General features: G+C 29.1%; 22 protein-coding genes. 10 read left to right on the forward strand and 12 right to left on the reverse strand.

The window, feature by feature from the left end:
- The first annotated feature begins 17 nt into the window (after positions 1 to 17).
- Both C7N41_RS02915 and C7N41_RS02920 read left to right on the forward strand, forming a co-directional pair.
- Positions 18 to 1,463 carry an amino acid ABC transporter substrate-binding protein/permease gene (locus C7N41_RS02915; protein WP_105964240.1) on the forward strand — a complete coding sequence of 482 codons (1,446 nt, stop codon included), beginning with the start codon at positions 18 to 20 and terminating at the stop codon, positions 1,461 to 1,463.
- On the forward strand, positions 1,460 to 2,194 hold the full coding sequence (locus tag C7N41_RS02920) for an amino acid ABC transporter ATP-binding protein (RefSeq protein WP_105964241.1): 735 nt from the start codon (positions 1,460 to 1,462) through the stop codon (positions 2,192 to 2,194). Before C7N41_RS02915 ends, C7N41_RS02920 begins: the two co-directional genes overlap by 4 nt.
- A gap of 96 nt (positions 2,195 to 2,290) precedes the next feature.
- On the opposite strand, the gene C7N41_RS02925 is transcribed toward C7N41_RS02920, so the two are convergent.
- From C7N41_RS02925 to C7N41_RS02945, 5 genes are all read right to left on the reverse strand, one after another.
- A complete protein-coding gene (locus C7N41_RS02925; protein WP_105964242.1) occupies positions 2,291 to 2,884 on the reverse strand; it encodes a hypothetical protein in 594 nt (197 codons plus the stop codon).
- A 339-nt stretch (positions 2,885 to 3,223) separates the two neighbouring features.
- Positions 3,224 to 4,213 (reverse strand): DUF916 domain-containing protein, encoded by a 990-nt coding sequence (locus C7N41_RS02930; RefSeq protein WP_105964243.1) that lies wholly within the window; start codon positions 4,211 to 4,213, stop codon positions 3,224 to 3,226.
- A 362-nt stretch (positions 4,214 to 4,575) separates the two neighbouring features.
- Complete coding sequence (locus tag C7N41_RS02935) at positions 4,576 to 4,815, reverse strand: hypothetical protein (protein ID WP_105964244.1); 240 nt, start codon at positions 4,813 to 4,815, stop codon at positions 4,576 to 4,578.
- Positions 4,816 to 4,977: 162 nt separating this feature from the next.
- Positions 4,978 to 6,081, reverse strand: a complete 1,104-nt coding sequence (locus C7N41_RS02940; RefSeq protein WP_105964245.1) for a glycerol dehydrogenase — start codon at positions 6,079 to 6,081, stop codon at positions 4,978 to 4,980.
- A gap of 34 nt (positions 6,082 to 6,115) precedes the next feature.
- Complete coding sequence (locus C7N41_RS02945; RefSeq protein ID WP_105964246.1) at positions 6,116 to 7,486, reverse strand: NAD-dependent succinate-semialdehyde dehydrogenase; 1,371 nt, start codon at positions 7,484 to 7,486, stop codon at positions 6,116 to 6,118.
- A gap of 443 nt (positions 7,487 to 7,929) precedes the next feature.
- On the opposite strand from C7N41_RS02945, the gene C7N41_RS02950 reads away from it, so the two are divergent.
- Entirely contained in the window at positions 7,930 to 8,481 is a 552-nt protein-coding gene (locus C7N41_RS02950; protein ID WP_105964247.1) for a hypothetical protein, read from the forward strand.
- A gap of 85 nt (positions 8,482 to 8,566) precedes the next feature.
- Here the strand turns inward: C7N41_RS02950 and C7N41_RS02955 are convergent, their stop codons facing one another.
- Together C7N41_RS02955 and C7N41_RS02960 are read right to left on the reverse strand one after the other, a co-directional pair.
- On the reverse strand, positions 8,567 to 8,824 hold the full coding sequence (locus C7N41_RS02955; protein WP_105964248.1) for a hypothetical protein: 258 nt from the start codon (positions 8,822 to 8,824) through the stop codon (positions 8,567 to 8,569).
- Positions 8,825 to 8,912: 88 nt separating this feature from the next.
- Positions 8,913 to 9,194 carry a putative quinol monooxygenase gene (locus C7N41_RS02960; RefSeq protein WP_105964249.1) on the reverse strand — a complete coding sequence of 94 codons (282 nt, stop codon included), beginning with the start codon at positions 9,192 to 9,194 and terminating at the stop codon, positions 8,913 to 8,915.
- A gap of 531 nt (positions 9,195 to 9,725) precedes the next feature.
- Here C7N41_RS02960 and C7N41_RS02965 point away from each other — a divergent pair.
- Complete coding sequence (locus C7N41_RS02965) at positions 9,726 to 10,238, forward strand: hypothetical protein (RefSeq protein ID WP_105964250.1); 513 nt, start codon at positions 9,726 to 9,728, stop codon at positions 10,236 to 10,238.
- 621 nt (positions 10,239 to 10,859) lie between these two features.
- Here the strand turns inward: C7N41_RS02965 and C7N41_RS02970 are convergent.
- Positions 10,860 to 11,534, reverse strand: coding sequence for a hypothetical protein (locus tag C7N41_RS02970; protein WP_105964251.1), 675 nt, complete (start codon positions 11,532 to 11,534; stop codon positions 10,860 to 10,862).
- Between the two features lie 311 nt (positions 11,535 to 11,845).
- Between C7N41_RS02970 and C7N41_RS02975 the strand changes: the two genes are divergently transcribed.
- Positions 11,846 to 12,688, forward strand: coding sequence for a replication initiator protein A (locus tag C7N41_RS02975; RefSeq protein ID WP_167390228.1), 843 nt, complete (start codon positions 11,846 to 11,848; stop codon positions 12,686 to 12,688).
- Here C7N41_RS02975 and C7N41_RS02980 read toward each other — a convergent pair whose 3' ends face one another.
- Positions 12,689 to 13,171: an Lreu_0056 family protein gene (locus C7N41_RS02980; RefSeq protein WP_157944955.1), complete on the reverse strand. Its 483-nt coding sequence runs from the start codon at positions 13,169 to 13,171 to the stop codon at positions 12,689 to 12,691.
- 148 nt (positions 13,172 to 13,319) lie between these two features.
- Between C7N41_RS02980 and C7N41_RS02985 the strand changes: the two genes are divergently transcribed.
- Positions 13,320 to 14,219, forward strand: coding sequence for a hypothetical protein (locus C7N41_RS02985; protein WP_105964254.1), 900 nt, complete (start codon positions 13,320 to 13,322; stop codon positions 14,217 to 14,219).
- Between the two features lie 402 nt (positions 14,220 to 14,621).
- Here C7N41_RS02985 and C7N41_RS02990 read toward each other — a convergent pair whose 3' ends face one another.
- Positions 14,622 to 15,980: an FAD-dependent oxidoreductase gene (locus C7N41_RS02990; RefSeq protein ID WP_105964255.1), complete on the reverse strand. Its 1,359-nt coding sequence runs from the start codon at positions 15,978 to 15,980 to the stop codon at positions 14,622 to 14,624.
- Positions 15,981 to 16,184: 204 nt separating this feature from the next.
- On the opposite strand from C7N41_RS02990, the gene C7N41_RS02995 reads away from it, so the two are divergent.
- Both C7N41_RS02995 and C7N41_RS03000 read left to right on the forward strand, forming a co-directional pair.
- The gene (locus C7N41_RS02995) at positions 16,185 to 17,072 is read left to right on the forward strand and encodes a hypothetical protein (RefSeq protein ID WP_105964256.1); all 888 of its coding nucleotides are present in this window, start codon (positions 16,185 to 16,187) and stop codon (positions 17,070 to 17,072) included.
- An 82-nt stretch (positions 17,073 to 17,154) separates the two neighbouring features.
- Entirely contained in the window at positions 17,155 to 17,535 is a 381-nt protein-coding gene (locus C7N41_RS03000; RefSeq protein WP_105964257.1) for a hypothetical protein, read from the forward strand.
- A 28-nt stretch (positions 17,536 to 17,563) separates the two neighbouring features.
- Here the strand turns inward: C7N41_RS03000 and C7N41_RS03005 are convergent, their stop codons facing one another.
- Positions 17,564 to 18,148 (reverse strand): hypothetical protein, encoded by a 585-nt coding sequence (locus C7N41_RS03005; RefSeq protein ID WP_105964258.1) that lies wholly within the window; start codon positions 18,146 to 18,148, stop codon positions 17,564 to 17,566.
- 154 nt (positions 18,149 to 18,302) lie between these two features.
- Here C7N41_RS03005 and C7N41_RS03010 point away from each other — a divergent pair, with 154 nt between their 5' ends.
- Positions 18,303 to 18,884 carry a DUF5776 domain-containing protein gene (locus C7N41_RS03010; protein WP_105964259.1) on the forward strand — a complete coding sequence of 194 codons (582 nt, stop codon included), beginning with the start codon at positions 18,303 to 18,305 and terminating at the stop codon, positions 18,882 to 18,884.
- Between the two features lie 43 nt (positions 18,885 to 18,927).
- Here the strand turns inward: C7N41_RS03010 and C7N41_RS03015 are convergent, their stop codons facing one another.
- Complete coding sequence (locus C7N41_RS03015) at positions 18,928 to 19,341, reverse strand: hypothetical protein (protein ID WP_105964260.1); 414 nt, start codon at positions 19,339 to 19,341, stop codon at positions 18,928 to 18,930.
- A gap of 122 nt (positions 19,342 to 19,463) precedes the next feature.
- Here C7N41_RS03015 and C7N41_RS03020 point away from each other — a divergent pair, with 122 nt between their 5' ends.
- Positions 19,464 to 20,012 (forward strand): DUF2975 domain-containing protein, encoded by a 549-nt coding sequence (locus tag C7N41_RS03020; RefSeq protein WP_157944956.1) that lies wholly within the window; start codon positions 19,464 to 19,466, stop codon positions 20,010 to 20,012.
- Positions 20,013 to 20,020: the final 8 nt, after the last annotated feature.

A 20,020-nucleotide genomic window follows, 5' to 3' on the forward strand; every position in this document is an offset into this window, starting at 1 on the left:
TAAAGGAGATTGTGCAGATGAAAAGACATTCATTAGCCATCCGTTGCATCTTAGCAATGGCTTGTGGTCTTATCATTGCGTTAAGTTTGTTTGCGGCACCTACTAAAACACATGCTGCTGAAAAAACTTATGAAATTGGAACAGATGTTACTTTTCCACCATTTGAATACGCAAATGATAACAATAAATATGTAGGTATTGATATGGATCTCATTAGATCTATCGCTAAAGATCAGCATTTTAATGTTGATATTAAACCATTAGGTTTTAATGCTGCAATTCAGGCGGTCCAAGCTGGACAAGCTGATGGAGTTTTAGCTGGAATGTCAGTTACTCCTGAGCGTAAAGGTACCTTCGATTTTTCAAATCCATACTATAATTCTGGAGTCGTAATGGGAGTCGCTCAAAATAATAACAGTACTAAAAATCTTAATGATTTAAGAGGTAAGACTGTTGCTGTGAAAACTGGTACTACTGGTGCCCAATATGCCCAATCAATTCAAAAGAAATATGGCTTCAAAATCTCTACTTTTGATGATTCCAATAACGTTTATGAAGATGTTATGACTGGTAATTCAATCGCATGTTTTGATGATCAACCAGTACTTAAATATGGTATTAATCAAGGCACTCAATTAAAGATTGTTACTAAACCTGCTGCTGGAACACCAATTGGTTTTGGAGTTAAAAAAGGTCAAAACCAAGAATTATTGAAGAAGTTCAATACTGGTTTAGCCAACTTGAAGAAAAATGGCCAATATAAAAAGATTTTAGACAAATACTTAAATGCTAAAAAGAGTACGACTGATAACCATTCATTCTTTGGTATTTTAAATCAAAACAAAGTCTTCTTATGGCAAGGATTCTTACAAACATTATGGTTAACGATTGTTTCAATCGTCTTTGCTACTATTATTGGAGTATTCTTTGGATTATTAGGAGTGCTTCCAATGAAATTCTTCCAAGGATTATCAACTACTTTCATTTATGTATTTAGAGGACTTCCATTAATTGTTTTAGCATTATTCATTTATACTGGAATTCCTACATTAATTGGTACTAAGATTCCTGCTTTCACTGCCGGAGTTATTACGTTGATGTTGGATGAAGGTGCTTATATTGCAGCCTTCGTTAAAGGTGGAATTCAATCCGTTGAAAAAGGTCAAATGGAAGCAGCTCGTAGTTTAGGTTTACCATTCGGTAAAGCTATGCGTAAGGTTGTCTTACCACAAGGAATTAAGTTAATCGTGCCATCATTCATTAACCAATTCATTATTACATTGAAAGATACTTCGATTCTTTCTGTAATTGGAATTATTGAACTTACCCAAACTGGTAAGATCATCATCGCTAGAAACTTAGAAGGATTTAAAGTTTGGGCAATGGTTGCATTAATTTACTTAATCGTAATCACCCTACTAACTTGGCTTTCTAATTGGGGTAAAAGGAGGACTAAAATTTGAGTAAAATAAAAGTAACTGACCTATATAAACAATATGGCGATAACCATGTTTTAAAAGGCATTAATCTGGAAGTTAAAGATAACGAAGTGGTTGTTGTAATCGGTCCTTCTGGTTCTGGTAAAAGTACCCTTTTGCGTTCACTAAACAAATTAGAAGAACCTACTTCTGGTTCCATCGTTGTTCATGGTGAAGATATTGCCAAGAAAAATGCTAATATTGATAAAATTCGTGAACAAATTGGGATGGTATTCCAACATTTCAATTTATTCCATAACTTAGATGTTGGCAAAAATATTATGTTAGCTCCAGTTGAACTAGGTAAATTAAATAAACAAGATGCTGAAAAACAAGCTAAAAAGCTACTAAAAGTAGTTGGTTTGGAAAATAAATTTAATGCTTCCGTTGATTCACTATCAGGTGGTCAACAACAAAGAATTGCGATTGCTCGTGCTTTGGCAATGAATCCTGACATTATGTTGTTTGATGAACCTACTTCTGCCCTTGATCCAGAAATGGTTGGGGATGTGCTTCAAGTTATGAAAGACTTGGCTAAAGAAGGAATGACTATGGTAGTGGTTACTCATGAAATGGGCTTCGCTAAAGAAGTTGCCGATCGAGTAGTCTTTGTCGATGAAGGTAAAATCATGGAACAAGGAACTCCTGATGATATCTTCAATCATCCAAAGAATCCACGCTTAAAAGAATTCCTCTCAAAGATTTTAGCTGTTTAAAATATATGATAATCAAAAAGAGTTCGATATTGAATGTATCGAACTCTTTTTTACGTTTTAATAATTTGTATCATTATATTGTTAATATATTAATCATTATTTACCAGGATTTGATGGGGTTGCTGCACCTAAATTCCAGTTCAAAGTTGTACTGTAAGTATTAGTTGTATTAGGAGCTTGAGGCAAGGATTTATCAGTTACATGCATTGTTGGGTTTGTAGCAATTTTTAAAGAAGTCCCCTTTCCTTCAGCGATACCAGTATTATTAAATAATTGAGTACCATTTTGTTTACCATCTAAAGTAACAATCTTATCACCCAAATTAATTACAGCATTGGCTTTTTTACCATTTGTACTATTGGTCAATGGTTCTCCACTTACACTCAGTGACCAGTTTTTAAATTGATCAGTTCCAGTAAAATTATCAAAATTAGCAGTAACATCACCACTAGATATTGAGACAGGAGCATTAACATTACCATCTTGTCTAATGTCTAAATTGCCAGGATGAATACCATTTACACTTTTCATAGAAAGAGGCCCAGTAGTAGAAGTATTTTGAATATCGTCACTTGGATGGTTATTAACAACTGGATTTTTATCATCCGCATGAGTATTAAATCCTAACATTGCTAAACCTAAGGCACACAAAGAAACTAATGAAACATTTATAAGCTTATTTATTTTCATAAAAATATCCTCCAATTAGAATTATTAAATAATTGATATTGTTTAGGATTATTGGTCGAAAATAAATCAATTAAGTTTTTACACTGACAGTATAGTTCTTTTCAAAAAAAGTTGTGTTTCATTAAAGCCTTAGATTATGTAACATTAGAAATATTTTTATTATAGAGGCTTATTTTATGGTAAATACAAGCTGATGCACAAGGAAAAATAAGTTATATAAAAGTTTGCTAAAATTTTGGTAACTATAATAATAAAAAGCTAATAAAATAATAACATTAATTCATCAAAAAACGCTCGATATCATATATCGAACGTTTTTCTTGCGTATTTATTTAAACATTACTTTCTTTTCTTATTATGGAAATAAATAATTGAAATCACTACAATAATCAATACTAAAATTGCAATGATTATTCCCATAATCCACATCCAAATGTCATTATTGTTAGCATTGGTGGCATTTTTATTATCTTCATAAGCTTTAGAAATACTCATATGAAAATGCTTAACGTATTTCCAGAAATGATCGCCCCAATAGACTTTACTTACAAAAACATAATCACCTGATTTAAAGGACTTGTTAGTAGGTAATAACATGTTAAAGCTAGTATTAGGTGCAATTGAACCATTTTTCTTCTTGTTAGAATATAATGGCTTATCACGATTGCTGTAACCATCAGCAGTGTAAACTGCATTATCAGCTTCAACACCAGTCATTAAAACTGGTTGATTATTTTGAAAATGCATGTAAAAAGTATTAATCCCGTTAATAACTTTTCCATCGGCTTTGATAGCATTCAAACGAGGTTTAGCTTTCGATCCTTGATGGATAACTACAGGAATAACATAAGAATAAGCATTGTTAATCTTAACATTCCCCTTGTTACCACTACTTTCAGGATCACTAGTGAAAGTTAAACTTCCTAGAACAGTCCCATTAAAATCTGATGCTGGTGCTTTAATATTAAAAGTAGTTGTCACATCCGACTTAGCTGGAACTGAAATATCATGCTTATCACCATCGGTTGTTAGTTTACTCAATGGATAACGCATACTGGAATCAAACTTAGTAACATCATTAGATGCATAGTTCACATCCATGCCATCATTGGTCAATGCAGTGTTAGCTTTCGCATGGACAGTCATCTTGCTGTCACCACTGTTAGTAAGCTTGACCTTTAGTTGATGGGTTTGATCGGGCTGTGATTTAAGGTTGAAGTATGAGCTGTTTTCATTTTCTGGTTGTACCGGACTGGCAGAGAAACTAAAACCAGCAGCATGAACATTAATACTAAATATGGAAAAGAAGAATAATAAACATATCAACAAAAAAGAAATATTAAATAATTTGTTATTAAGCTTCGTAAAAAAGGCTCCTTCAAATTTGAATATATTTTAAAAAATAATTGGTAGGTGTTCCCTATTTAAAAATATCAATTAGGATTTAATAATTACATTATAATACTAATACATTTAGTTTATAATTATATAATATTATTGTTATTGTAAATGAGAAATATTATTATTACAATTTAATTTTTAATACGAAAAGCTAGGCACTAAAGGAAACTTTACTAATTAAAAAAATATAACATTAAACTTTTATATAATTTCAATAATAATTATTATATTTTGATAAAAAATAGTCCCAGCAGGCTAAATAGCTTACTGGGACTCCAAAATATTTACGATTAATTTATCTTTTGCACAAATGCAAATACATCGGTAGCAACTGCGTTATTAAGATCAAAGTCATCTTTAATCTTATCAACAGCATCTTTATCATCAGATTGGTTTTGAATAATCTTATTGACCTTCAAAACATTCTCCTTGTCGTTAAGAAAATCAGTCAAAATACGACGTTCTCTGACCTCTTTAACGACAGCATATACAACGAATACAACTAATAAAACAGCTAGTATATTCCACATATTATTTAAAAATCACTCCTATATTTATTATTATATATTATATAAGAAGATAAATAAAGTCGTCCATTTCCTTAATTAATTCATAAAAAACAGGATTTACGTTAAATATCAAACGTAAATCCTGTTTTTGTAGAGACTTATGTCACAGCCCCTATTTTTATCTTATTTAAGATTTTGGTAATCAATACTATATGCATTTACTGCTTTCATAGCTTGCACAATATCGTCATCCGAAACTTCAAATGGCATTTCACCCATCGTATCATTACTAGAATTAGCAGCATGAGCAACTTTTAACAACTCGTCATCCTTAATATTTGGAATTCTTAAATCTTTAAATGTTGTTGGTAAACCAATCTGAAGTTCAAAATCCAAGAACTTATCAAATCTTTTTATATCAACGCCTTCAAGAAATAATTGTGTTAAAGTTCCAAAAGCGACTTTTTCACCATGCATCATTTTGCTAATATCACCATGTAATACTGTCATCCCATTATAAATTGCATGAGCCGCAGCTAATCCACCACTTTCAAAGCCTAATCCACTCATTAAGATATTAGCTTCAATAACGTTATCCAAAGCTTTACTATCGATACCATTTTTTACTGAAATCAAAGCCTCTTTACCATATTTAAATAACGTTTCTTGACATTTTTGAGCGATAGCATTACCTACCAAGGTCTGTTTTCCACCCAGTGTAGTATTCCCATCATGTTTAACAACTGCTTGCGCTTCAACATTTGTGGCAAGTGCATCTCCAATTCCAGATGCTAGAAAACGAACTGGAGCTTTAGCCACTAATGTAGTATCCACTAATACCAAATCAGGATTTTTATCGTAAAACAAATATTTTGAAAATGAACCATCAGAATGATAAATTACTGATAAACGTGAACATGGAGCATCTGTAGATGCTAAACTTGGTAAAATAGCTACTTTAGTTTTCAACTTGTTAGCGATGGCTTTAGCTGTATCTAAAGTTTTACCACCACCTAGGCCAATAATCATGTCGGCCTTAAAATCTTTACCTATCTTAACAATTCGTTTTATCTCATCCATAGAAGATTCACCATTAAAGGTTACCGGCTGAACTTCAAAACCACTGTCTTTTAAATATTGATTATATTCATTACCTATAATTTTTAAAGCATTAGGACCCGCTAAAGTTAATGCACGTTTTCCTAATCTTTTAATATACTTTTTACTTTTAAGTAAAATACCTTTTCCTTGAACATAAGATGAAGGACTAGCATATATTTTTGCCATTTTTAAACAACCCCTTAATTACTTAAAATCACAACTATTTAGTAATACTAATTAATTTTTGATTTACAAATGATTTAATCCCATTAGGTCCTAATTCACGCCCATAACCAGAACGTTTAATTCCACCAAAAGGTAGTTCAGGATAAGCAACTTGAGTAATTCCATTGATGAATACCATTCCGGTATCAATTTTTGAGGCCATTTTAGCAGCTCTCTTATGATCTTTAGCCACAATAGAACCACCTAAACCATAATTGGAATCATTAGCAACTCTAATTGCATCTTCATCATCATCAGCTACATAAAATTGGGCAACTGGGCCAAAAAATTCTTCATGATATGCTGGATTATCTTGTGAAATATTTGACAAAATAGTTGGATTATAGAAATCACCATCTAAATCTGGAATACCTCCACCATATTCTAATTTAGCACCATTCTTAACGGCTTCGTTAACTTGTTCATCTAATTTAGCTTGAGCACCTTTTGATGACAATGGAGCTAAAGTAGTATTTTTATCCATTGGATCACCTGGCTTGTATTTAGCAAATTCAGATTTCAAAGCGTCCATAAATTCACTGGCAATAGACTTTTCAACAATATAACGTTTAGATGAAACACATACTTGACCTGCATTCCATAATCGAGCATAAGCAGCTAATTTAGCGGCTTTCTTCACATCTACGTTGTCTAAAACAACCATAACGTCATTACCGCCTAATTCCATGGTACTCTTCTTTAAGTTCTTACCGGCTTCAGCAGCAATATGTGTACCAGCTTTTTCAGATCCGGTTAAAGCTACTCCTTGGACTCTTTTATCGGCAATAATTTTAGCAATTTGATCATGACTAACAAATAAATTTTGATATGCAGCTTCAGGTGCCCCAGATTTTTTAATAATATTTTCAAATGCTAACGCACAACCTGGACAGTTACTAGCATGTTTTACCATAACTGGATTACCAACCATAAAATTAGGTGCAAAAACACGCATCAATTGGTAATATGGAAAGTTCCATGGTTCAACACACATAATAATGCCAACAGGATCATTTTCAATCCATGAATTGCCTGCGCCAGTTAATAATGGCTTAGGTTCCAAGAATTTTTCACCGTTATCTGCATAATATTTAGCAATTGATGCACTTAATTTCACTTCAGCTACCGCCTCAGTATATAACTTTCCCATATCTTGTACGATAGTTTTAGCCAAACTATCACAGTTTTTCAACATTAATTTAGATACATTTTCCAAATAATTTTTTCTTGAGGCAACCGGTTCATTCTTCCAAGACTGATATAATGTTCCAGCCTTATTTAAAGCTTCATCAACATCTTCATCACTCATTGAATCATATTTTTTAACAACCTTGTTTGTATATGGATAAGTAGTAACGTAAGCCATAATTCTAACCCCCACAAAAATTAATTTGTCAGCATTAATGAAAGCGCTTTATCAACTTGACAAGTAAATAATAGTTCTAGATTAAATAATAAGCAAGTGAAAAGATTAACAAAGTTATAAAGTTATCATAATTAATATGCTAAATATTTAGATATTAAGGTTGGCCTTAAAGATATTAAATAAGTTATTAAAAATGGTCTAGGGCAACATACACAAGAGATGAACTATAATCCTAAGAGTAATAGCTTATACTTTATCTCTGATGGTGAAATTACATCGGTTTCCGTTGAAAAATATTCTTTGACTATTTTTTCTTTAAATCAAAACTAAATTTTGTCATATAAAAACCCCTAAAGTATTGTTTCACTTTAAGGATTCACTTCACCTTCATTAATTTTTGCATGATATACTAACAATAAAATAATAAATAAGAGGATAAAATTATGAATAATATGCAAACCATTAAAAAAGCTGAACAACTAGCAGACCAAAACAACTTTAAAAATTCCTTACAAGAATTAAGAAAGTTACCAGAAATTTCACTTAATGAATATGTTAATAAAATAAAGATTAGTAAAAAGCCTAGTAAAGATAAAAATAATGATATTAATCAAACCAGAAAATTAAATGGTAAGTTATCCACAATTGATTATTTAGACTATGATAATTTATTGGATGCTTTATTAGTAAACATCGCTAGTCTAATCGATGATGATAAATGTGACTTAGATAATAATATTATCAGCAATCTTAATAATGAAGATCTAGATAATGCTAATAATGTTATTCACGAATTTTTGTATGACACTGATATTGATTTTAAGCCTTTAACAACGAAGCAAATTACGATTAATATTTTGCGAGATAATGTAGCTAATGAAGATATGATCATTAACAATGTTTATTCATTTGATGCTTTCGATATTCACAATGTCAGTAAAGATGAGTTTCAACAACATGTGAAAAAGATAAAAGACACTTATAAAAAATTATAAATAAAAACCACCCTTAAAAATTAATAAGGCTGGCTACGATAATTTAAATTATTGGTTATTATGTAAACTGTTCATTTGTTATTGATTAAATTTCGTGTTTTTTATATTTAATGAATATATCCAGACTTTCACCTAATTTTAAGTCAAAATGTTTTCTTAAATTTTTAACCTTTACGGCATCTTCTTGATTAGTTGATAATATTTGCATAATGGCTTGTTTGTTTTCATCATTTTGTAAAATCTTTTCTACTAAATGCTTAGATTTATGTTCATTTTTGAAATAAACAATGCCATCTATAATCGTAAATATAAAAACTATCGTCGTGAATATCCGCCAAAACATACAAATCATCCCTATAATTAATTTATCTATATTATACCAATAAAAATAGGCCATCAATCTCTAATTTATGATTGATGGCCTATTTAAATTAATTTTTAAAAACTAAAATTTCTGGCTTCTTAGTTACATATTCTCCAATATGATTTTTAAAGTTCAATAGATGATCAGTTTTTGAATGTGCATCTAAAGCAGCTTGGTTTTCCCAATGTTCCAAAATCAAATATTGATTTTCATCATTAATATCTTGATAATGAGCATATAATAAATTCCCTTTATCTTTCAAAGATTTGTTCACTAAATCATCAATGAATGATAAATATTCAGCACGCTTATTAGGATCGATTGTAAGTCTAACATTATTAGTAATCATTAATTAAAACTCCTTAAATATGTGAATTGTTTAAGTAATATAATCCCTAACCTAATAAATTTCAAACATTTGGAATTAATATGAAATGATTTCCTTATTTAACATTAATAGTGTATAATTACATCTCAAGCTCAATTAGTGATGGATTCAAAATTGAACTCACTGAATAGCGCCAAGTATGGTCGCTATAGCATACACTTTAACTTAATAAAAATATTCTAACTTAATTAAAAGTTTAGACTGGAATACCCTTAGACAGACCCATCCGTGAAAAATAACATCGTTTATATGCATAGAGCGTGATGACTGCTTTGGTTCATATTACTGGAACGGCTTTACAATAAAAGAAAAATAAATAATAAAAGAGATAAAAATCTAAAAAGCTATAATGATCATAATAGAGTAAAGGACTTGCTTATCAGCAAGTCTTTTTATTTTATCTAAGGCAATGTTTTGAAACATATTCTTAATTTGTATTTAAAAATAACTAGGACTATTATTTATTATGAATAAACTATTAGGAGAAAAGTTATGATTTCAAATAAAAAATCAATTTTAAGATTAAATATATCAATATTATTTGCTTTATTATTGTTTTTTAGTGCTGATGCTAATTTAGTCCATGCGAAATACAAAGGGCATCATCAAACCCCTACTGAACTACGTGGAAATTGGTACGCATGGGACAAACACAAAAAGAAATTTAATCATATGCATATCTATAAATACTCAATTTATCTAAATCAAAAGAAACTTTATGTTAAAAATCACAAAAGTTATATGTACATTACCAGACATAAAAAAGGTAGTTCTCACTATGGCAATCAACATGGCTTTGGTGGTACTAATTACACTTTCTACAAAAGTTTTACCATGGGTGATGCCAAATCATACTGGTTATCACACCGTAAAATTAATGGTAGACGAGTCCTAAAAACATATAAAAACTCATTAGGATTCAATATATATAATAGAAAAAAGATTAAACATGACTATGCATATAATTACACCAAGTACAATTATATGAGTAAGATTGGTCGATAAGCTGCCAAATGCAGTAATTAAATATTAAACCGCCTTAAAAAGTTAGTTTTAAAGGCTAACCTTTTAAAGCGGTCTTTTATTTCCTATGAGGTAATAGTTTGAATTATTTTGTTAATCAAGTTACCGTTAGCTAAGCATACTAGTTGTATGTATATAATTTTTTACGTCTCAATATACTAACCAGACCAATTAGCAAGCAGTCAGCAAGCTGTTTGCTTTTTTATTTGTCATTCTTTTTATTAGCGTAATGAACATAAAAATGAATAAGCAAAGATATTAAAATAATTCAAACAATATTTTCATCATATAAAACTCAAATAAATACTTATACGTTTAAATCCTATATATTTATTTAAAATTTTATTCAAAAAGAAAAATGCTATTATTGATAAAAATGTAATGATAATAGATTTTTTTAAAATGCAAAGCAAAATGATTAATACTATTTCCATAATGTTGAAAACATTTGAGCAAGAAGAATCTATATATTTACTAAAAAGATATTTTTTTAAAATATCAATAGGTAATAGTAAAAAATACATACAAAATGAATTCTTCATAATGATATAAAGAGCATTTCTATGAGATGATAAGTCATTGAAAAGATAATAGTTGTTTTGATTAATTAATAATAATAAATGATAAAATGAATATTGATTTAAACAAGTCAACATATATAATTTTATTTTGGTATTCATCGTTTCCTTTTATAGTATCTATGTATCTTTTTTGATTACAATCAGCATATAATCTAATTATATATTCGTAATTACTAAGAGAACAGAGTAAAGATACTGCTTTTTTTTCAGTTTCATTTGTTTTTACAATGCATTTGATTTTATTTAACAAATTATTATTTTTATTTCTAATTTCCCAATCGGATTTCAAAAGCATTCTGCATAACTGTCTAAATACTATAGAATCTTCTTCATTTAGAACATGATAACTTTTTTCAGAGCAATCATTATTATTATGATTGTTAGAATCAACTTTAAAATTATATTCATTAATTAAATAATGATAATAAATTAAAGCGATATCATCCAATGTCATGTATCTATCAGAAAATCTTTTATCAAACTTATACTTACATCCTCCTCTAGTTGAACTTATACAGGTTCTAAACATTTCTACATTTTCTTTATTTATGTTTTCTTTCTTAGATATTTCATATAAATCAGATCTCCATTCAGACTCATTATGAATTGCATTTTTATCATTATTTATACTATTAAAAACATAAGTTAAAAATGTAGCAAAAACGCTACCGGAAACTAAAGCATCTAATATTGACATAAAATATGTTATCCCCCTAAAAATAATATATAAAATACTTATACAATACTAATCATATCATTTACACCCCACCCCAAAACCGCTATACTTATAAACATACAAAAATAAAATATAGAAAAAGAGCGTTGATCGACAATTACTGGTAATAATTATCGACCAGCTAACAAAGTAATCGCACTTACTTGTTAACCTTTAACGCTCCTTAGTTATTATATAAGAGCTAGGGATTCGTTTCAATATATCTTACATATATGAGGGGACAAGTTTATTACTTGTGCCCTCTTTTTCTGTCCCAAAAAGGATGGATAATGATGAAACAATTTATTAAATTTGATATTGATTTACGTAATGATGACCGTTTAAACAACGACACTCGCTTGGCATATGCTTACTTATATGACCGCATGCAATCTTCAATCAAACGTCGTGAATTCTTTGATCAAAAAGTGAATGCTTATTATGTGATATATACGGTTGAAGAAATGATCAAAGATTTAGGTGTAAGTCGCAATACCGTGATTAATGTTTATAAGAGGCTAGCGGAATTAGGTTATGTCATTAAGAAAAAAGTTTTTAATGGAGCAACGCGTTTCTTTTTACCCCATTTTCATGATGATAGTGCAGATTATAAACCCTCTCAAGTTGGTTCTAGCAACTCTAATCAAACTAACTCTAAACATAATACAGCTAAGACAGCTGTTACAGCAGACATTAATATTAATCATCAAAATAAGCCGGTTAACATTAATGAATTTGATTTAATGCAAAACGTGGTCGATGGCTTAAAGGCTAGAGCAGCCTTTGAACCTGAATTAATTAATACGTTAGTGAAGTATTCCGAGAATGCGCATTGCTTATATCAATATGCACAACTCATTTTTAAAACTAAAAAAGCTTCACTGAAGCGTGCATTAAAGCACGGTTACAGTGAAGCTAGGAAAGCATTACATTTTGAAACTAATTGTCATATGCAAGATAATTTAGTTAAAACGATGCGTAATTTAATCATTCAAACGAAAACTAATCATAAACTACATAACAAAACTGCTTATATTGCTAAATCACTCTATAAGTTTTTTGATGATGCCGTTTTAGATTATCATGACCGCATGAATATGAACGTAATTAAGGATTTTAACATCCCTATTATCTAATTAATAATTATCGTTTTTCAATTTACTTGCATAGTAATTAACAGCATTCTTTTGGGATTTACTATGATAATATTTATTAACTAAATATTTAATTGATACATGACGTTGCTTAATAAAATGGCCATGCGCAACATCTTGCTTAGGACCTACGTACCAGTATTTATAATAAGCAGTATTCCCATTGTGCTTGTAGTAGATAAAACTAGTAGGATCACCTTGACCAGTCACATATGAATATCCCTTTAGCATATTAGTATGCTTACTATCAGCGTAGGCCATTGCTCCTGCTTTTGAATATGTTTTAACCATTTTAGGTGAATATAAATACTTAAAAGTCATCATGATACCTAACTTTTTATCGTTTAATTTATAACGATTATATGTAGTATTAGCACTTGCAGATTGACTATTAATTGAAGTTAGTGTCATTGGAATAAATAACATTGCAATTAATAAGAAAATGATTGATTTTTTATTTTTCAACATGATTATCTCCCTTTCTTTTTATAATAGACTACAAATGTATTATACATTTTATATAAAAGATTTTCATAAAGGGTTTTCTTTCATATATAAAGTGCTAGAATGTCATTCGTCTTTAAAATACATATTTGAAAGGAGCATAGTAATCATGAAATTAACTAATAAACTTTTACTATGCATCGCCGCAAGCTTGTTCATAGGAATCAATTCATTTGAAATTAATGCTTTTGCATTTAGCACTGGTGCGCATGTCACTGAAACAACTCCTCACGAAGAAACTACGACAACGCACGAAGAAACTAAGACTACTGGCGCAGAACATGAGGATGAAACCACTAACACTAATACCAAGCATAATATGGACGCTGATGAAATGTCAGATAATGCTAATGAAGATGCTTCTGACAAGGATATTGATCAACAAACCAAGATAAATAAAAACGACAATAAAAATATTAATAATAATGACAACTATGGAAAATATAATGAAATTAAAAAGCCAAGTGACAGTAATAAAGATCAACTACCATATTGGTATTTTGTAAGTAATCACAACTTAGATAATAGTGATTCTAATGGCTACAATCACAATCGATTACGTGAACTAAAACGCTACTATAATCGAATTAAAATCACTAATAAGATTCCTAATCCTATCAATAATATCCATGGTTTAAAAGATCAAAAGAAAATAATCGTTACCCCTAAAAATGTCTATAGTAATTATTTCAAGGATATTTATCCAGATGTCCCAATCATTATTGCCAATAGTGATGCTGGTAAACAATTTATTAAGGACAATAATTTAACCTTTGATAATGAACCCATGATTTTCAATAAAGTTAATGATAAATTCACTGGTCATGTTATCGAACCTGTGACTGAAAAGTATCAAAATCAGATCAAAAATGAAATTAAGCAACTAGTCAAAAAAATTAAAAATGAATCAGACGATGATGATTCTGATATGGGTGGTATGATAATTTTTGCAGTAACTATTGTGGCAATCTTTGTTGGATTAGGATTGAAATATAAAAAAGAAAAATAAGGAGAAATTATATCTATATTTTAAAACAGATAGCTAATAATGTTATGGCATTTCTGGACATTATGCTGATATTAGGTCTAATCCTAAATATATTATTTAGTGCAGGCGGAAATTTCACTTTATATGAGCTAATAAGAATATATGCTTATATCATATCTAATGTCTGTTTGATTATGTTTTTAATTATTCAAATAAGTGTATTCTTTTATGTAAGTTCCTTTAAAACGATTACTATTTTTAATAGTTTATTATTAATATTTGAATTCTTCATGTGTATGATTGGTACGCTAATCATGCCAACATTTATATGCCACTTATGCTATACAATTTTGTTGAGTTTACCAAAATTAAACCAATAAAAAACGACCAATCTTTTTGAAGATTGGTCGTTTTAATTTTAAATTATTTTAAATCTTTAAGTGCTTGTTGAGCAGCCACATTCATAATATTCCATGGACGATCAAAACCTGGTTGGAAGAAGAAGTCAGCATAAGCTAAATCTTCAACTTTCATGTGAGCTTGAATTGCTAATGAAATAGTATTCATATTTTGAGTGGCATCTTGTTTGGACATAACTTGGCCACCTAAGATTTCATGAGTTTCAGGATTATAAGTTAGTTTAAATAATACTTTGGCGTTTCCGGCTTCATCTGGCACAAAAGCTGGTCTAAAGGTATCGGTTACCGTTGTTGATTGGGTCTTAACATCAAAACGTGCAGCGGTTCCTTCTTTAATTCCAGTAGAAGCGAACTTGTAATCAAAGACTGACAATGCACTGGAACCAGAAACTGGTGTCATCTTATGTGATTGGCCTAATGCGTTCATTGCAGCAGTACGACCTTCACGACGAGCATTAGTTGCCAAGGCGATGACTGATTTTTCACCAGTTGGTGCAAATGGAACTAAGGTTGCATCCCCCACTGCATAAATGTCGGATTCACTAGTTTGCATGTATTCATTATTCTTAATGAAGCCATGGTCATCTAAATCAACGACTCCGTTTAACCATTCAGTATTAGGACGAATTCCAGCAGCTTCGACTACTAAATCAGCAGGAATTTCGTTTCCTTTTGATGTAATTGCAGTAGTTACTTTACCATTTTCACCACGATATTCAGATACTCCTTGGTTCCCATAAAAATCAACATTATGGTCTTTCATAACCTTGGTTAAGGTATCAGTAAATTCTTGATCTAGATAAGCACCTAATAGTCGTTCATTAAATTCAATAATTGAAACATGCATGCCAGCTTTAGCGAAAACTTCAGCAGCTTCAATTCCAATATAACCAGAACCAATTACTGCAACATTTTTCACAGTTGGATCAACTGTTTTTTCTTTTAATTTAATTGCCCAGTCACGACCACGCATTTTATAAATATTTTGTAAGTCTTCACCTTTAACGCCAAGGCTTGCTGGATTAGCACCGGGACTAATAATTAATTTATCATAGTGTTCATCACGTTCAGTGCCATCATTGTGGTTTAAAACGTGAACAGAATGATTTGCAGGATCAATTGCGCTGATTTCTTGTTTTACAAAAACATCCACGCCTGCTTTATGCATTTGATCTGGTTTAGCATAGCTAACATCATTCACATGTTTAACTACCCCTTCAAGATATAATTGCATCCCACAAGATAGGAAAGAAATGAAATCTCCCTTTTCATACCATTGAATTTCGGTATCTGGTGCGTCTGATAAAATTTGACGGACTGCATCATAACCACCATGAGAAGAACCTAAAACGATAACTTTCATAATATATAAACCTACCTTTCACTCTCAAAACAGTTTATAACATTTTTTACTTTATAATAATTATTATCTATAATTAAAATATAACAAATATATTTTGTTATTACAAATTATATGACCAGGTAGTTTTGAAACAAAATATTATAGTCTTAATTTTAATCCGACTATACTTTAAGTAGAAGGTTTTGTGAGAAAGGTGGAGTTATTATGTTTGACTATAATATTTTATCTTTAGTACAAAAAATTGCGAAAGATTACCCTAACCAATCAGTTAGCTTGGATAGTATTTTAGATTATGTAAAAAATAATTTAAAAATGGAAATCCCAGATAAAAATAAATTGGTTAATGAATATGTTAAAACTAAGGGTCAATTTAACTTAGTTACAGTTGGTGATTTAACTAAGAAGTTACTAAAAATTTGTGATGATGATGCAATTAAGTTACCTAAACAATTTAAGAATGAACTAATGAATGATGCTAATAAACGAGAGTTAATTGATTTAGATAAGTTTGGCAGCATTAACAAGCACCCTAATAAGACCGGTGGTATCAGTGTTAAATTTACTTTAGATAATTTGATTAAGAATGGCTTGCCTAAAGTAGTGACCTATAAAGAATTAGATTACCGCGTCAAAGATTACTTGAATTACGTGGTTACTGATGATCAATCAAATATTGATAAGTATGTGAACAAAGAAGATCAACAATTAGATAAGTTTATTGAATTAATTTCTGAAATTGCAATTCAAGTTCCTGATAAAAAGGCTTCTAGAAAGGCTTTGTTAAGCTTATTGAAAGGTAATCAGGCACAAAACAAATTACTATTATGTAGCATCTTATTAGATGCTCATATGATGGCGGCCAAAGATTTCAGATTATTTAATGAAGATGATGTTGCCTTTATGAATAAGTATCCTAAGCAACATAAAGCTTTAAATAAAATGATTGATGATGATTTAATCATGAATTTAAAGGGTTATGAAAATAAGTCCAACGATAGAACTACCTTTAATATGCAGGATTTTGTTAAAGTCCCTGAATGTGTAACTTATGGTGAATTGCTAAAGAATTTGAGAAATGTGCAAATTAAATAATTAAGCAAAAAAGATGCCTATTTTAGGCATCTTTTTTAGTATGATAAAATTTAACATTGTAAAAACTCACAAGGAGAATTATATGGTAAGTAAAGCAATGCAAATGTTAATGAAAATTTTAAATCCAATTCTTGTTATTATTAATATTTTATTTTCATTATCAGCTTTCCTATCTATTTTATTAGTTGATTATACTTCATCTCAGATTTTTTTTAAGGCAATCACCTATGGAATTAGTTATTTAACAATTGGTTTATTTTCGATAGCAATTTTAATTTTGATTGGAGTTAAAAACTTCAAATTAAAAATTATTATCAGTATTATCGCGATTATCTTGTTTATAGTTACGCTTGTTTTTAGTCAAGACGATGGATTAATGAGCATGTATTTGATTCCATTTTATACATTTGTAGCTTATATATTAAGTTATGGCATTCAAAAATTAGTGAATAATAAAAAGTGATTTTCAATAATTGAAAATCACTTTTTATTTATTTTTGTTTATTGTTATAAATAAAGTATCCTTCATAACTCTTTTTACTGTTTAATTTATTATTTTTAGGTTTGTTACTATAAAATGACCACATATAAATATGATTTTTATCATGTACTTTAATTAATTCAGTAATGCCAGGGAAACCTCTACTTCCAAAATTATCACCAAATTCATAATACATAGCACTATGATGTTTAGTTGGTACTGCACTAGACTTAAGTAGATAATAATTACGGCCAATATATTTATAATGAGGATTATCGCTAGCGACTGCAGAATCTGGAATTCCACCACCAATTTGTTTTTTGTTTATATCATAAGCCATACTAAGAGGATTACCACCATAATCTTTTCCAAATGCAGTAATAGATTCAGTATAAATTGGTTCTTTAAAAGTATCATTATAATTATGTTTTATATAATTAGTACTCCAGCTGCCCTTCCGAATCAACACCTTAGGACTGCCTTTATGCCAAACATTTTTATGAGCAGCATTGGCATTATTTCCAGTAATTTTAAAACAAATAATCAGCATTGATAAGATTGATATCATTAACAAAATATTTTTCTTTATTTTCATAGAAAATCTCTTCCATTCAATTTAAATTAATTGTCAAAATTAATTTTACTTCTAATTCATTAATTCATCAAAGTGTTACTTACTTTTTGAAATTGATTAGGAATTTAATAAATGTTAATTTGATATAGTTAATATACATATAAGGAGAACATAAATGAAGAAAATTATTCCAATATTAATGACAGCAGGATTGTTCCTTATCATAATGGGATCATCTTTAAATGTTAATGCCGATGAAAACCATAATTATGATAATGACATTAATAGAATATACAAAGCTGGAAAAGATAAAGGCATTATCCATGAAGTTGATATGACATATAAACAATTTGTACAAACAATGAAACATGCTGTTATCCCTTGTTATAACAATTTCAAAAGATATATGCAGAAAATGGCACCTAATCAAAAACCAATATCTTTAGATCAATATACAGCTGAAGATAATTATGAAGTTCCTTTTATTTCACCAAATGATAATCCAACAATTGTAAGTGCTAGTGGTAAAGGTAAACATCCATTTGCTTATTTAATGTATGGAACAAAATTAAAGGTAAAAAGTAATCAAATTAACATCTACAAAGATAGGTCATTTAAACAAAAAACTAATCACTTCTTTAAAAAGAATACTATTATTCAAGGTGAATTTGTCCAATACGGTCAAATTACTAGATTTAAAACTAACCAAGGATATGTAACTTCAAATACACATTTCATTAAAAGAGTATTTAAATAATAAAAAGCGATTCCAATAATTGGAATCGCTTTTTCTATAATGCTTATCTGTCTTTAATAATTTTTATTATATTATTGTTCTCTTTTTGAGATAGTTTCCAAACAATCGTTTTACCTAAACTATAATCTTTGTGAACAGCATAACCATTATCATATAAATCAAATGATCCTTTATCGTTAGAATCAGCCTGTATAAATTCTAATTTACATACTTTTTTAACATTATCAGGTAATTTAATATTTGGGTTATTACCAACTCCATTTCCTATACTATCTCCAAAAATGTGTGATATATAATCTATTGATTTTTTATTTTTAATAACTTTTTCTAATTTATTAGAATTATTATATATGTTCACTAAATTTTTGTTTTCCTTATTTTGATTAACAAAATACAATCCGCCCAAACTTAAAACAATAAACAAAAATATAATAAATATAATATTTCTTTTTTTCAAATTAATTACTTCCTTTCACCAGAAAATTATACGCTTTTATTATCGTTTTACAATAATTTATTATTGCTTTACAATATTTAAATGTTGTTTTAAAATAATAACAGTTTAAGGGGATGGAATTTATGGAAGCATTAAACAAGATTGTTTTTAAAATATCTCAGGTTCTTATACAATTAATATTAATTATGTTATATTTCTTTGAAGTTGTATTTTTAATTGGATTAATTAGTTTTATAATAATTGGCTTAAACATTGACAACAAAGGATCAATAAATTATGCAAATAGTTCTTTACCAATGAATATAGGGATTAAAGCTCCTATTATTATCTTTCTAATAATGTTGATGATCGTAACATTAATAATGATTTGTAGATTCTTAAAGAAAATAATTAAAAATCTTAAAGTTAAACAATATTTTATAGAAAATAATGCTGTTTATATTAGAAATATACTTTATTCATTTATGATTTTTATAATTATAAATATCATTTTAAACATATTAACTTCAGTAAAAAAATTGTTTAATATTACTGATATCTTTGGTTTGGGTAAACCTTCAATCATAAACTATGTAATATATTTCGTTATTTTAATTACAATTTATATTATTTATAATATATTTAGATATGGTATTAAAGTTCAAAATGATTCTGATAGTGTTATATATTAGGAGTAGAT

It is taken from the genome of Apilactobacillus micheneri (assembly GCF_002993975.1).
Taxonomy (GTDB): Bacteria; Bacillota; Bacilli; order Lactobacillales; family Lactobacillaceae; genus Apilactobacillus; species Apilactobacillus micheneri.